Below are 14,843 nucleotides of genomic sequence, written 5' to 3'. Positions count from 1 at the left end.
TATAAATTATAGAAAATACTTCAAAAACTAATCAATTTTAACCCATAATTTCTGTAGATATTTAAGCAGAAATTTAGGCAAATAGTTCTAAAATCGCTAATCGCTAATCGCTAATCGCTAATCGCTAATCGCTAATCGCTAATCGCTAATCGCTAATCGCTAATCGCTAATCGCTAATCGCTAATCGCTAATCGCTAATCGCTAATCGCTAATCGCTAATCGCTAATCTGATTTTGAGATAGCAATTTTTGCGGTTTTGGTAGTTATTTAGCGAATGATTAGAAATAAAATTAAAAGGGAGTAGTATGGCATATAGGTATGATAGTGATTTGGAATTTTTAAGAGAATTAACTTCTAATGATTTGAAAGATTTGTTTGAGGTGCTTGTTTATGATAAGGACGGAGAAAAAAGGCTTACTGAGGGATTGAGTTTGTCAGAAGAATGCAAAAAGCATGGCAATGATTACATTAAATATGTAGAGAAAATCGCTGAAGAGTTGCAACATTATGGAGCTAATAGTTTTGTGAGCGCATTGAGAGGAACAGGAGTTTTATATAGAGAAATTCTATGCGAAGTCTGTGATAAATTAAAAGTCAATTATAATAAGAAATCTGATACAAATCTCATTGAAGAAAACATGCTTTCTAGCATTTTACAAAAGAGCTTAGAAAAAATGAGCGATGAAGAGATTAGAGAGCTTTGCGATGATTTAGGAGTGAAAAACACCAATAAATTAGGCAAACAAGCCCTAAGCACCGCTGCTTTGACCTTATTCAAAATGGGTGGCTTTAAATCCTATCAATTAGCTTTGATTGTTGCCAATGCGGTGATGAAAGCCATTTTTCAACGAGGACTATCTTTGGGGGCTAACGCCACTCTTACAAGAGGGTTAAGCATTTTAACCGGACCTGTTGGCTGGATAATTACAGGCGTATGGACAGCTATTGATATTGCAGGACCTGCCTATAGGGTAACCATACCTGCTTGCATCTTAGTTGCTACTTTACGATTAAAAGCACAAACTAATGCAGTTAAGAATTTGCTCTAAAATAAAGCCTTTTTAAGCTCTTTTTCAAAAAAAAAAAAAATACAATACACTGAACTAGACGCTAAAAGCGTCTAGTTTTTATTTTGATGAAAGGAGAGTAAAATGAGTAGGACAAGCAACGACCAACGAAGTGATGTTAAAAATTCTAACAACAAGGATTATAAACATAATCACAACAATCGCTCTAACCAACTTAACCCTAATCACTCTGAATATAAGGGCAATAAAGATAAGTAAGGGTTAAAGAAAAAGGAGGGGGTAAATTTTATGATGAGCTGTTGTGCTTGCAAGTTATTTATCTCTTTGGCATTCTTAAAAAATATTAATATTATGAGATAAAATCATAAGGATAAAAGTATTTTTGTTTTTGAAAAATAAAAACCCCTAAGCTTTTTAACTAGGTGTGATGAATATTTTGGTTGTATCTTTTTATTGAGAAATCTCGCATAAAAATTTAGTTTCATTTTATAAAAATAAGCGTTTTTAAAGCGTTGTTTATGAGAATTTAAAAAAGAATTATGATAAGTAGGCTAAAAAGCTAAAAGCTTTTAGCGTTTAAGTGAATTAACCGTTTGAAGCATAGCATCGGCGGTTTGAATGCTTTTAGAATTGGCCTCATAAGCTCTTTGAGCAGTGATTAAATCAGTCATTTCTTCTACTAATCTCACATTGCTAAGCTCCAAAAAGCCTTGTCTTAATCGCCCTAAACCTTGAGAATCTGGCGCACCTACAATCGCATCGCCACTTGCATTGGTAATCGCATAGAGATTATCCCCCATAGAGTGAAGTCCCGCCGGATTAACAAAATTAGCTAGTGTGATTTGCCCAATAACTGCAGAATTAGTTTGTAAGCCTTGTGTAACACTCACTGTGCCATCTACACCGATATTTACTTGCGTGGTGTCTTGAGGTAGTGTGATTTGAGGGATTAGCAAATAACCCTCGCTTGTAACAATATTGCCTTGGTCATCTAGCTTGAAATTCCCACTTCTAGTGTAAGCTATTGTGCCATCTGGCATTTGGATTTGGAAAAAGCCTTTGCCTGTAATAGCAATATCTAGGTTATTTTCAGTTTCTTTGGGGCTACCTTGAGAGAACATCTTAGTGATTGCGCTAGGGCGCACGCCTAAACCTACTTCCATACCATTTGGCGATAAAGTGGTGTTGCTAGTATTAGTGCCAGCGTATTGTAAGGCTTGATAAAACAAGTCATTAAAATCTGCTCGCTGTTTTTTAAAGCCTGAGGTATTGACATTGGCAATATTATTGGAGGTGGTATCAATATGGGTTTGTTGGGCAAGCATTCCAGAAGTGGCACTATAGAGAGAGCGTAGCATAAAATTCCCCTTAAAAACTTGATTAAAATTAGCTCCTTATTTTAACAAAATAAAATTAATATAGGCTTTTTCTATCCACTATACAAAATAAGGTCAATATTTAAGAAATTTTTAAAAAATTGTGCGTTTAATGACAAAGTGTTTCTTTTCTTCACAAAAATTTATCTAAAAATCAATTTTTCGGGGGGGGGGGCATTAAATGATGCAAAAAATAAAAGTTTTGTAAAATACGAGTTAATGGCACATTGAATTATCATTAGGAGAATAGATTAATGTTTTATTCACTTGGAATGCGAATTTTTATGGTGATATTTATAGCCTTAATTTTACTTGGCGGGTTTTCAATAGGCATTATTCAAACCATGCAAAAAGAAGTCTTATCTCAGCTTATGGATAATCTGCAAAAGAGTGGTTATAAAAAGCATGAAAAAGAGCTTGCTTATACGACTAAATTGATTGAGCAAGGTATTCATAAATATTATGAAAGCTTTGATAAAGTGGTTGCTAGAAAAATGGCCTTAGATTATTTTAAGCGCATTAATGATGATAAAGGCATGATTTATATGGTGGTGGTAGATAAAAATGGGGTGGTGCTTTTTGACCCTGTGAATCCCCAAACCATAGGTCATTCAGGGCTTAATGCTAAAAGTGCTGATGGCGTGTATTATGTGAGAGGGTATTTGGAGGCTGCCAAAAAAGGTGGGGGCTATACTTATTATGAAATGCCAAAAGTTGATGGAGGTATCCCAGAAAAGAAATTTGCTTATTCGCATTATGATGAAATCTCTCAAATGGTTATTGTTTCTACTTCATATTATACTGATGTGAATGCTGAAAATAGGGCAATAGTGGGAGTAATAGAGGATCTTTTTAGACATAATGCGACAAAATTATTTATTTGGTTGGTAGGGATTACGATTGTTTTAGGCATTCTTGCTTTGTTCTATACTCGTGTTGGGATTGTTAGGCGCATTGATGAATTGGTAGCTAAAATCAATGATTTTAGTCATGGGGATAAGGATTTAACAGCAAAAATTCATGTAGATAAGCGCAATGATGAAATTTCACAAGTGGGTAATGGTGTTAATTTGTTTGTAGAAAATGTGCGCTTAATTGTAGAAGAAATCAAAGCAATCTCAGCAACCAATAAAAGCGCTATGGATAAACTCACTCAAATTACAACTATTTCTCAAAAGAGCATGCAAAATTCTTCGGTTACGATGAATTCTATTAAAGAAAAGGCTACAGATATAGCTAGTGCGGTAAGTTCTTCTATAGAGCAGTCTCAAGGCTTGCGTAAGCGATTGGTTGAAACTCAAGGTTTGGTTAAAGAAAGTAAGGATGCTATTGAAGATTTATTTGCTCAAATTGCAGAAAGTGCTCATACTGAAGAAGAGTTAGCCAATAAAGTAGAGCAATTAAGCAAGAATGCTGATGATGTAAAATCAGTCTTGCATATTATCAATGATATTGCTGACCAAACCAATTTATTAGCCCTAAATGCTGCTATTGAGGCAGCAAGAGCAGGTGAGCATGGAAGAGGCTTTGCAGTAGTGGCTGATGAAGTGAGAAATCTAGCTCAAAGAACGCAAAAATCCTTAAGTGAAATTAACTCTACTATAGGCTTAATTGTGCAAGAAATTAGTGATGTAAGCTCGCAAATGAATCTTAATTCGCAAAAAATGGAGGAATTAAGCAATGTTAGTAAAGATGTGCAAGAGACTTATGAAAAAATGAGTGATAATCTTAGTGCTGTAGTTTTAGATAGCAATAAAAGCATGGATGATTACGCACAATCTGGCAGGCAAATTGAAACCATAGTGCAAGATTTTGTTGAGGTAGAAAAAGTAGCCTCTAATACTTTAGTACATTCATCAGAAATCTTAGACATTGCCACTGATGTGAATAAAACAACTATGAGCTTAGATAAGCAAGTAAATTTATTTAAAACTTAGCTACAATAAGGGGAACTTATCATAAAAAGAGAGTGAAAAATAGTGTCCCCTTTAAAAGTATCTATTATTACAGCAAGCTTTAATAGTGAAAAGACTATTAGAGATACCATTGAATCTGTGCTTAATCAAAGCTATGAAAATATTGAATATATTATCATAGATGGAAAAAGCACGGATAATACCTTAAAAATCATACAAGAATATGGCAATAAAATCACTCGCATAGTAAGCGAGCCTGATAGGGGTATTTATGATGCGATGAATAAGGGCATAAAACTAGCTAGTGGGGATATTGTAGCGTTGCTTAATAGCGATGATTTTTATACGCATAGTGATGTAGTAGAAAAAATTGTGCATATTTTTGAGAATCAATGCTGTGATAGTGTATATGCTGATTTGGTATTTGTCAATCCTAATAATTTAGAAAAAGTGGTGCGCTATTATGAAAGTGGAGAATTTAAGCCTAAAAGCTTGCTTTATGGGGTTGTGCCAGCGCACCCTACGCTTTTTATTAAAAAAGAAATTTATGAGCGCTATGGTTTGTATAAGACTGATTATAAAATTTCAGCTGATTTTGAAATGATTATTCGCTTATTTGTTAAAGAGCAAATGAGCTTTGCCTATTTAAAGGAAGTGATTGTAAAAATGCGCACCGGTGGGGCTAGCACCAATGGCTTAAAGAGTCTTATTTTAAGAAATCAAGAAAATATTAGAGCATGCAAAGAAAATGGCATCCAAGCGAATTGGTTTTCTATGCTCTTAAAATACCCTAGGAAGATTTTAGGACTATTTAAAAGAGCTAAGTAGTTGAGATTAAAAGGCTTATTAAAACACTAAAGCTAAGTGAGAGCTGACAAAAAGTCATATTCATTCAAAGATAGCGCAACATTTTATCAACCATTATTTTCCTTGATATAAATTCTTAAGACTTTTTAAAAAGAAATATTATATTTGTTTATCTTTTGTTTGCTTTTTATCTTAAAAAAATATCAAAAAATCATTTTTTAATCCGATTTGTAGTAGCATTCAGTTTTTAAAGAAACTATCAAGGAATGATTATGAAAAAATATTGGTCTTTATTGTTATTAAGTAGCATGTGTTTAGCAGGAGAATCTAGCGCCTTTTATGTAGAGGGAATGTATGAAGTGGGGCTTTCAAATTTAAATGCTCAATTTTTACACCCAGAATTTAAAACAACTGACGCTCAAGGTAAGCTTAATGTAACTCAATTAGATGTGCCTTATAAAAATACCGCAATGACTCAAGGCTTTGGTGTGCATGCGGGCTATAAGCAAATGCTTGCTAGAGGGTGGTTTGGCTTGCGTTATTATGGGTTTTATGATTTTGGAGTTACAAATTTTGGCACTAATTGCTTGGTTAAGGGGCTTTCAGAAACTTGTTTGAATGGCGCTAAAACAAAATTGAGCGCTTATGGCGTGGGCTTAGACTTACTTGTAAATTTTGTAAATTTTAAGATGTTTAGTTTAGGGATTTTTGGTGGGATTGCAATAGGGGGTAATACTTGGTGGCAGTCTAATAAACATAAAAGCTTATTGCTTTTACAAGGCGAAAATGCACGACTTAAATATAAAGACACGCAGTTTCAATGGCTTTTTAATGTAGGATTACGCTCTATGATTGCTAAATACTTAGGTATTGAGGCGGGAGTCAAAGTGCCTATGATGACAACGCCTTATGTGCATTCTATTATGGCTGGTGATGACAATGGACGAACCATTAGTTATAAAGAAACTCTAAAAAGAGCATGGTCGTTTTATGCAAGTATGGTAATTTATTTTTAGTTTTTTGCCCTATATATGTAATTTGAAAAGCCCCTTATCAAGGTTTTTAAACGCTATGGTTTAACAAATAATTTAGCAAGGCACATTGAGTTTATCTTTTTGTGTTGGGGGTGGGGTAGTAGCTTAATTCTTTAGCTATTTTTATTTGTCATTCTTATGCTTAATGGTATCCAAAGCGTGTGTTTTTAGTGTTTAGCTCTGTTAAACATTGTATTGATAGATTATTTTCTTTATTTAGTGATTAAATTTTTTAAAAAAGTTTTTTTAATAAGGTAGGGGGGGTGTAGTTCCTCTCTTAATAACTATTTTTTAGACTTAAGGTTTATTTTATAATCTTAAAATTTAAATTATTTTAGGTATCAATACTTTGTTAAAATAGAGCCTAAAATTTATAGCCAAGATACTTATAGTCATTAAAAGTATGTTTTTAATTACAATTTAAACAGATATTTTTATACATTTTTTAAAATCCATATTAAAACTATTCTTTTGTATCTTTTAAGTCTTGGAATATAGAAATTTTTCCTAATCAATATTATTTTCAATTTTGAAAGAAAGATATTGTTTTAAAACAAGCTTTTGATAACTAAAAAATAAAACGAAGAACAAGCAGATAAAAGCTAAAGAGAGCTTATAAACTCTCTAAGACTTTTTGAGCGTGGTTTTTAGCTTTGACATTGTAGAAGCATTTTTCTAAAACACCTTCTTGGTTAATAATGAAAGTGGAGCGGATAATCCCTAAATGCTCCTTCCCATAAAGCATGCGTTTGCCATAAGCTTTATAGAGATTGGCTACTTCTTTATTCTCATCACAGAGCAAAATCACATTTAAAGAACATTGGCTGATAAAATCTTGATGTGATTTTGCACTATCAGGGCTTACGCCTACCACGATAGCATTTTTCTTTTCAAATTCGCTAAATAAAGCGCTAAAATCTTGCGCTTCTAAAGTGCAACCGGGTGTGTTATCCTTAGGATAGAAATACAGCACCACTTTTTTATGGAGCAAATCTTTTAAAGAAATCTCTATGCCATCGCTATTTTTTAATCTAAAGTTTGGAGCGACTTGTCCTACTTCTAATTTTTGCATTTCTATCCTTTTTAATAAAGAATGACAGCGACTTTTTGTGGCCCATGCACTCCAAAAACGGTTTTTAGTTCAATATCAGCTGTCCTACTTGGCCCACCAATAAAGAGCATGTTTGTGGGTAGCACGCCGTTTTTACCTTGATTTTTTAAAGCTTGTATGCCTTCGCTTAAATTACGCACAATAGATTCTTTTTTTAACAAAATAATGCAATTAGTCGTAATGAGTGAGAGCAATCTCGGACTTGCGTGTGAAGAAGTCGTCCCACTAATCCCTAAACTTGAAATCCCACAAACCCCATGCAACAAAGCGGTATCAATATTAAATAACGCCTCTCGCATTTCTTCAATCTTTTTATCATAGGGTTGTAAAGAAAAATCCTTAAAAACTTCAAAATTCAAATCTAAATCCGTAGAGTGTAAGATTTTTTCGCTTTTGAAGCTTTCTAAAACCTTTAGAATGTCTTGTTCTAAATTTTCTTTGGTGCTTTCAATAACTTCGGCTTTATTCAGCAATTGAAAATGCTTGTATTCTTCTACTAAATCTTCAAACTCTACTTTAATGATATTTCTATAAGTAGGGTTTGCTCCCTTAATGGCGTGTTTAGCTCTAGCCTCTTTAATGCGATTTAAAATAAGTTCTCTACTCATAAATAACCCCTTCTAAATGTTGAACTTTTGCATGCAAGCTCGTATCCATATTGGGTAAGGTTCTAAATCTTGCCCACTCTTTGACTAAGGGTAGCAGGGGAGCAAAAAGCTTGCCTAAAGGCGAGAAAAATTGAGCCATTTTCAATTGAAAACGCCATTTAGCCCCATTGCTCGCCATTTTAGCAAACATTTCCATAGAGAATTTTTCCATACCACTATGTTGCATCTTTTTTGCCCCCTTGACTACGCCCCTACCTTCGCCCACTTTATCAGAGCGTAAATCTCTAATGAGTTCAGCTAGTGGAATTTCTACAGGACACACTTCAGAACAACGCCCACAAAGACTGCAAAGATTAGGAATATGCCCATAATTATTCAAACCAAAGAGCTGGGGTGATACCACCACTCCTATAGGACCTGGATAAGTAGAAAGGTAGGCATGCCCACCGATTTTATCATATACAGGGCAGTGGTTTAAGCAAGTGCCACAGCGAATGCATGACAAAGCACGATAATATTTTTCATCAGCTAGAATATTAGAGCGGTTATTGTCTAGTAAAATAATGTGTGCTTCTTCAGGGCCATCTAAATCGCCTTCTTTTCTAGGGCCTGTAATAATGTTTTGATAGCAAGTGATAGGCACACCTACTGCACTTGGAGCGAGCAAATTATTTAAAATCGCCACATCATCAAAGCTTTCTACTAATTTTTCAATCCCACAAATGGCGACATGCACATCACAAGCAGTGGTGCTCATTCTGCCATTGCCTTCATTTTCAACTAGCCAAATCGCCCCTTCATTGGCAATGGCAAAATTAACCCCACTAATCCCCATTTTAAAGCTTTCAAATTCCTTACGCATATGTTTTCTAGCAATAGCATTAAGCTTTTCAGGCTCTTCTTCATAGGTGGAGTTAAGCTTCTCTTCAAAAATCTTACCGATTTGTTTGCGGTTTTTATGCACTGCGGGCACCACAATATGCACAGGGTGTTCATCAATGAGCTGGATAATCAATTCGCCCAAATCCGTTTCTTTCGCTTGAATGCCCTTTTCTTTTAGATAATGATTCAAACCGATTTCTTCACTCGCCATAGATTTTTGCTTTAAAATGCGATTAATATTCTTTTCTTTAGCGAGATTATAAATGATTTCATTGGCTTCATCGCCATCTTTTGCGTAATGGATTTTAAAGCCGTTTTTGGTAGCGTTTTTTTCAAAAATTTCTAAATACTCATCAAGCCTAGAGAGAATTTTAAGCTTGACTTCCTTACCCAAATCCCTTAAATTTTCCCATTCGCTGTAACGATTTTTGATGAGATTCTTACGATTAGTGCGTAAGGTATCCATAGCAGAGCGTAAATTTTCTCTTAATTGCTTATCGCCTAATTGGTCAGTGATTATCTCTTCGTATTCTTGGTCGCTATGATGTTTTTCCATATTAAATTCCTTAAATGTTAAAGTCCGAGTCTTAAGGCTAAGAAGTCATAAAAATGCATGGGTTTGGTTTGAGAACCCATTTTTTGCATAGCGGTGCTAATATTCATCAAACACCCTGCATCTGCTGAAACAATCATATCTACTTGACGGCTTTCTATGTCTTTAATCTTTTCTTTTACCATAGCCGCTGAAATTTCAGGCTCTTTGACTGAAAAGGTTCCCCCAAACCCACAGCATTCTTCTTCTCTCTCTAATTCAATTAGCTCTACATTTTTAAGCTGTCTAATAAGGTTCTTAGCGCTAGTTATAACCTTGGCTACTCTTAGAGCATGGCAATTTGAATGCCATGTGATTTTAATGGGTTGGCCCTTGTCTTCATACTTGACTTGCAATTTGTTATCTAAAAATTCGCTTAACTCATACACCCTAGCACAAAAATCTTTAACCATATTAAATTCAGCATGCCCTTCAAACAATTCCAAATAATCATGTTTCATCATACCCGTGCATGAACCACTAGGTAAAATAATGGGGTAGTCGTTATTAGAATAAAGCTTGATATTATGCAAAGCAACTTTTTTGGTTTCTTCATAATATCCTGAGTTGTAGCTTGGCTGACCACAACATGTTTGGTCTTTTTTAAAAATCACTTCCAAATTTTCCTTACGAAGTAATTTGATAGCATTAAGCGAGGCGTTGCTATAGATAGCAGACCCTAGACATGTGGCAAAGAAATTGACTTTCAAGTAATGCTCCTTAAATTTTTCAACTTAGCGTTGTGAGTATCTGTATGCAATAATACTCAAAATTAGTGAGATTGTGATAAAGAATTAAAATTTTGTTTTCGGCAAGATTGCAATGATATTGAATGATTTTTATTGCTTGTGAAGTTTAGTAACAAGATAGCTTAAAACAAGCATGCATTAAGTAAAGATATGCGCCTATATAACGCTTTCTTTAGGATTAAGTTTGTGGTTATTTTCAGTAAGGCTTTTTGGGATAATATTGTTCATTGTAAGGACTTGTTTGTTGGTTGTATGGTGGGAGTTTATGGGTAATGTGAGCGAATTATTTAGATTTAATGTAAAATACCCTATTGCTTTTGGCAATTATTATTAGGATTTTCTTTACTTTTGTTGTTTATGCTCTCTTTGGTTTATGATTATTTTACTAAAAGCCTTTTTTAGGTTGGCTTGAGAGAGTTTTAGATAAGTGTGAAGAGTATAATAAAGGAGACTTTAGTGCAATCTGTTGTTGAATTTCATCAAGTCTATGACCCTTTGGGTAATATATGGTTGAGCGCTTTAGTAGCGGTGTTACCCATTGTGTTATTTTTCTTATCATTGATTGTATTTAAACTAAAGGGCTATAGCGCAGCGTTTTTAAGCGTGTTGCTTTCAGCCATTATTGCAGTGTTGGTGTATAAAATGCCCGTAAGTATGGTTGGCTCTAGTTTTGTTTATGGGTTTTTATATGGTTTGTGGCCAATTGCTTGGATTATTATTGCGGCAATTTTCTTATACAAGTTGAGCGTAAAATCAGGCTATTTTGAAATCTTAAAAGAAAGCGTGCAATCCATTACCTTAGACCATAGAATTTTAGTGATTTTAATTGGTTTTTGTTTTGGCTCATTTTTAGAAGGGGCTATTGGTTTTGGTGGGCCTATTGCTATTACAGCAGCTATTTTAGTGGGATTAGGACTAAGCCCCTTATATGCCGCTGGATTATGTTTGATTGCAAATACCGCCCCTGTAGCTTTTGGAGCAGTAGGTATTCCTATAACAGCTATGGCAGGAGCAGTAGGCGTGCCAGCGATTATGATTTCAGCAATGACAGGTAAAATCCTCTTTTTTGTAAGCTTGATTGTGCCATTTTTTATTGTGTTTTTAATGGATGGCTTTAGGGGTATTAAAGAGACTTTCCCAGCGGTCTTTATTGCGGCAGGAACTTTTGCTATCACGCAGTTTTTAAGCTCTAATTATCTAGGGCCAGAATTACCGGGCATTATTTCAGCAATTGTTTCATTGGTTTGCACAGCGGTATTTTTGAGATTTTGGCAACCAAAGCATATCTTTAGAAGTGATGGCAAGGAAGTAGAATTAGCTAAGCACAATCATCATGTGTGCAAAATTTTTGTTGCATGGGCTCCGTTTGTGATTCTAATTGTAACGATTGTATTATGGACGCAACCTTGGTTTAAAGCCTTGTTTAAAGAGGGTGGGGCATTAGCATTTTCTAACTTCTATTTTGAGTTTGAAACCATTAGTAGAAAAATCTTTAAAAGCGCACCATTCTTAGTAGAGGGTAAAGACCCAAGCGATGCAGTGATTTTTAAATTCCCTTTAATTAACACCGTGGGAACTTCAATTTTCTTAGCAGCTCTAGTTAGCATGCTTGTTTTAAGGGTAAAAGCTAGTGAGGCGATTGGAGTATTTGGAGAGACCTTAAAAGAAATGCGCTTTCCTATTCTTACCATTGGTTTGGTATTAAGCTTTGCCTTTGTGTCTAATTACAGCGGAATTTCTGCTACTTTGGCTCTAGCGCTTACTCATACGGGTCAGGCTTTCACTTTCTTCTCGCCCATTATTGGTTGGGTAGGAGTATTTTTAACCGGAAGTGATACAAGCTCTAACTTGCTCTTTGGTGCTTTACAACAACTTACTGCTGAGAGATTGGGTATCCCTGAAGTTCTAACTTTAACAGCAAATACGGTTGGTGGCACTCTAGGCAAGATGATTAGCCCACAAAGTATTGCCATTGCATGTGCAGCGGTAGGATTAGCTGGTAAAGAGAGTGATTTATTCAAATTCACAGTGAAATACTCTATTATCTTTGTGATTCTTATGGGTGTAGTAATTAGTGCGATTGCGTATTTGATTCCCGATGCAGTGCCTGTTGCTCCACATCTTTAATTAAAGTTTTAGAGCTATTTTAATAGCTCTAAAATGTCTGTGTTATTTTAGGGGTTTCACATTGGCTATGAATAGCCCTAAAAACTTTTATCAATATATTTTTAAGCCATAAACAAATTCTTTTCTTTTAAAAAGTTCAAAATCTTAAGCGTCATAGAGCTTATAGGCAAGGTTTCTAAATCTTTAGCGCTATAGAAACTAAAGGGAAATTCTAAGTCTTCATCACTAGCTAAGTAGAGTTTTAAATTGAGTTTAAACTTGGTATGGCTATGTTTTAGAGCTCCTAAAAAAGGGAGTTTAAATTGCAAGTTTTCTTTTAAGCTAGGGAAATGGTGCATGCCAAAATAAAGCTTTTGTTCTACTTTTTGCAAGGCAATTTGATTATTTTGAATGACGATTCCTAGATAGCGTTCTTCTTGAATAATTTCTTGTTTTTTCTTAATAGTGTGTTTGTCTAGGTTGTTTTTACCCAAGCAATGATTGTTAAAGGGGCAAATTTCACATTTTGGTTTAGGCGTGCAAATTAGAGCGCCTATATCAATAAGGGCTTGGTTGTGATTAAAACTCTCTTGAATATTAAGAAACTCATTAGCCTTTGTTTGTAAGGCTTTGGTGCTTATATCTAAATCTAAAGAAAAAAGCCTTAAAAGCACTCTTTTGATATTGGCATCTACACATGCGACTTTTTCTCTAAAGCCAAAGCATAAAATCGCATTAGCGGTGTATGCGCCAATTCCGGGGAGTTTAATTAGGCTTTGATAGTCATTAGGTAATTGTGAATGATAAGCTTTCACACAGATTTCAGCGCTTTTTTTTAAATTTTTTGCCCTTGAGTAATAGCCTAAACCACGCCAGAGCAATAAAACTTCCTCTAATGGGGCATTAGCTAAGTCTTTTAAGGTAGGAAAAGCGTGCAAAAAAGGAGAATAAAAGCGTTCAACTACGGTGTTAATTTGGGTTTGTTGGCTCATTACTTCACTAATATAGATTTCATAAGGAGCATTTATTCCTTTTAGATTCCTAAAGGGCAAGGATTTTCGCCCATGTTTTTCATACCATTTTAAAAGGGCATTGTGTAAAACTTGCAATCATAACCACCTAAATGCTACATATTTGACCCACGGCACACATACGCTTAAAAACACTATTAAATATATCATTCCAAAAATCAACCCCAATTTCCAAAAATCCTTACTTTTAATATACCCACTCCCATAATAAATAGTTGATGGACCAGTTCCATAAGGCGTAAGAATACCCATAATCCCTAAAGAAAACATTAAAAATAGTGCAACTTCATTTAAGCTAATTCCATAAATATTTGAAACAATCCCCAAAAAAAGTGCCATTAAAGCGCTCACATGGGCTGTAATGCTTGCAAAAAAATAGTGCAATAAATAAAAAAGTGCTACAACAATAAGCATGGTGATTAAAGGGTTTAAATGAGAATGTTCTAAAATTTCTTTGGAAAGATTACCTATATAAGTTAGAAAGCCCACATTTTTAAGTCCGCTAGCCATGGTTAAGAGCGCTCCAAGCAATAAGAAAATATTAAAAGCGCTTTTATTATTGATAATATCTTCATAACTAATGATTCTTAAAAAGACCATTAAAATCATTGCAATAAGTGCGGTTGTGCTTGCATGTAAACCCAAATATTTGCCAAAAATCCAGCCAAGTAAGGCTAGTAGGGTGAGACTAAGCATTAAAATTTCTTTTAAAGAGAGCGCTCCCATTATCTTTAATTCTTCTTTAGCCCATAAACTCACCTCCTTAGAGCCTTTTAGGGTGGGGGCACAAGTTTTATAAGCTAGTAAAGGCACAAGCAAGAGCAAGATTGCTCCGCAAGGCAAAAAGCCTAAAAACCAAGAAGTCCATGAAATTTCGCTTGCCCCCATTTTATGAGCTATTTCCATAGCTAAAGGGTTAAAGGCAGCAGAAGTTAAAAACATTGATGAAGTAATACAAGTTGAAGCTAGAGCCACCCACATTAAGTAAGCACCGATTTTTTTTAGGATTATTACTTGGAGTTGAACCCATTAAAGGTGGGATAGAAGAAACAATAGGATAGAGTATGCCACCACTTCTAGCAGAATTGCTAGGGATAAAGGGCGATAGAAATAAATCTGTTATCATAATTGCATAGCCTAATCCTAAAGTTGTCTTGCCTAAAAAACTAACAAGAAATAACGCAATGCGTTTTCCTAACAAGCTTTTTTCATAACCTAATCCTAGAATAAAGGCAACAAATACAAGCCACACGGTTTTATTGCTATAACCACTTAACCCCCAAGAAATAGCTTGACTTCCTTTTATTGTTTCACTACTAGCGCCAATGCCTAGTAACACACAAATAATCAATGCGCTTAATGCAATGAGTCCTGCGGGCATAGGCTCTAAAATCAAACCTATAATCATGCCCATAAAGATACAAAAATACAGCCACGCATGGGGGTTGATTGCGCTAGGTTTAGCCAAGAGATACAAAAATAGTGAACTTAAAATTGGAATAAGAATGAGTGCGAATCGTTTCATTTAGCATTGACCCTTATGTTACTTGGTTTGGTATATTTGACTCAACTAATGTCAATATTAATAAAACTACTAAGAATA

General features: G+C 34.8%; 12 protein-coding genes and 1 pseudogene. 6 read left to right on the top strand and 7 right to left on the bottom strand.

Annotated elements, in window-relative coordinates; translation table 11 throughout:
• Positions 1 to 305 precede the first annotated feature (305 nt).
• A complete protein-coding gene (locus HCW_RS08910) occupies positions 306 to 1,049 on the top strand; it encodes a DUF3944 domain-containing protein (RefSeq protein ID WP_014661880.1) in 744 nt (247 codons plus the stop codon).
• Positions 1,050 to 1,151: 102 nt separating this feature from the next.
• Positions 1,152 to 1,286: a hypothetical protein gene (locus HCW_RS09900; RefSeq protein ID WP_014661879.1), complete on the top strand. Its 135-nt coding sequence runs from the start codon at positions 1,152 to 1,154 to the stop codon at positions 1,284 to 1,286.
• A gap of 311 nt (positions 1,287 to 1,597) precedes the next feature.
• Here HCW_RS09900 and flgG read toward each other — a convergent pair whose 3' ends face one another.
• Positions 1,598 to 2,386, bottom strand: coding sequence for a flagellar basal-body rod protein FlgG (gene flgG / locus HCW_RS08905; protein WP_014661878.1), 789 nt, complete (start codon positions 2,384 to 2,386; stop codon positions 1,598 to 1,600).
• 272 nt (positions 2,387 to 2,658) lie between these two features.
• Between flgG and HCW_RS08900 the strand changes: the two genes are divergently transcribed.
• The 3 genes from HCW_RS08900 (at position 2,659) to HCW_RS08890 (ending at position 6,143) form a co-directional block, all read left to right on the top strand.
• Entirely contained in the window at positions 2,659 to 4,341 is a 1,683-nt protein-coding gene (locus HCW_RS08900) for a methyl-accepting chemotaxis protein (protein WP_014661877.1), read from the top strand.
• 42 nt (positions 4,342 to 4,383) lie between these two features.
• Positions 4,384 to 5,148: a glycosyltransferase family 2 protein gene (locus tag HCW_RS08895; RefSeq protein ID WP_014661876.1), complete on the top strand. Its 765-nt coding sequence runs from the start codon at positions 4,384 to 4,386 to the stop codon at positions 5,146 to 5,148.
• A 251-nt stretch (positions 5,149 to 5,399) separates the two neighbouring features.
• Entirely contained in the window at positions 5,400 to 6,143 is a 744-nt protein-coding gene (locus HCW_RS08890) for an outer membrane beta-barrel protein (RefSeq protein ID WP_014661875.1), read from the top strand.
• Between the two features lie 631 nt (positions 6,144 to 6,774).
• On the opposite strand, the gene HCW_RS08885 is transcribed toward HCW_RS08890, so the two are convergent.
• From HCW_RS08885 to HCW_RS08870, 4 genes are read right to left on the bottom strand one after another with little or no spacing between them, the layout of a single operon-like run.
• Complete coding sequence (locus tag HCW_RS08885) at positions 6,775 to 7,233, bottom strand: peroxiredoxin (RefSeq protein WP_014661874.1); 459 nt, start codon at positions 7,231 to 7,233, stop codon at positions 6,775 to 6,777.
• Positions 7,234 to 7,244: 11 nt separating this feature from the next.
• On the bottom strand, positions 7,245 to 7,880 hold the full coding sequence (locus HCW_RS08880; protein ID WP_014661873.1) for a LutC/YkgG family protein: 636 nt from the start codon (positions 7,878 to 7,880) through the stop codon (positions 7,245 to 7,247).
• Complete coding sequence (locus HCW_RS08875; protein ID WP_014661872.1) at positions 7,873 to 9,318, bottom strand: LutB/LldF family L-lactate oxidation iron-sulfur protein; 1,446 nt, start codon at positions 9,316 to 9,318, stop codon at positions 7,873 to 7,875. Before HCW_RS08875 ends, HCW_RS08880 begins: the two co-directional genes overlap by 8 nt.
• Positions 9,319 to 9,335: 17 nt before the next feature.
• The gene (locus HCW_RS08870; protein ID WP_014661871.1) at positions 9,336 to 10,064 is read right to left on the bottom strand and encodes a (Fe-S)-binding protein; all 729 of its coding nucleotides are present in this window, start codon (positions 10,062 to 10,064) and stop codon (positions 9,336 to 9,338) included.
• 495 nt (positions 10,065 to 10,559) lie between these two features.
• On the opposite strand from HCW_RS08870, the gene HCW_RS08865 reads away from it, so the two are divergent.
• A complete protein-coding gene (locus tag HCW_RS08865; RefSeq protein WP_014661870.1) occupies positions 10,560 to 12,230 on the top strand; it encodes an L-lactate permease in 1,671 nt (556 codons plus the stop codon).
• A 101-nt stretch (positions 12,231 to 12,331) separates the two neighbouring features.
• On the opposite strand, the gene HCW_RS08860 is transcribed toward HCW_RS08865, so the two are convergent.
• A complete protein-coding gene (locus HCW_RS08860; RefSeq protein WP_043902700.1) occupies positions 12,332 to 13,318 on the bottom strand; it encodes an adenine-specific DNA glycosylase in 987 nt (328 codons plus the stop codon).
• A pseudogene (locus HCW_RS08855) lies at positions 13,319 to 14,765 on the bottom strand (DASS family sodium-coupled anion symporter).
• Positions 14,766 to 14,843: the final 78 nt, after the last annotated feature.

Origin of the sequence: Helicobacter cetorum MIT 00-7128, from assembly GCF_000259255.1 — a bacterium.
Taxonomy (GTDB): domain Bacteria; phylum Campylobacterota; class Campylobacteria; order Campylobacterales; family Helicobacteraceae; genus Helicobacter; species Helicobacter cetorum_B.
Note: the sequence above shows the minus strand (reverse complement) of the source record. Positions and strands in the feature narration are given on the sequence as shown.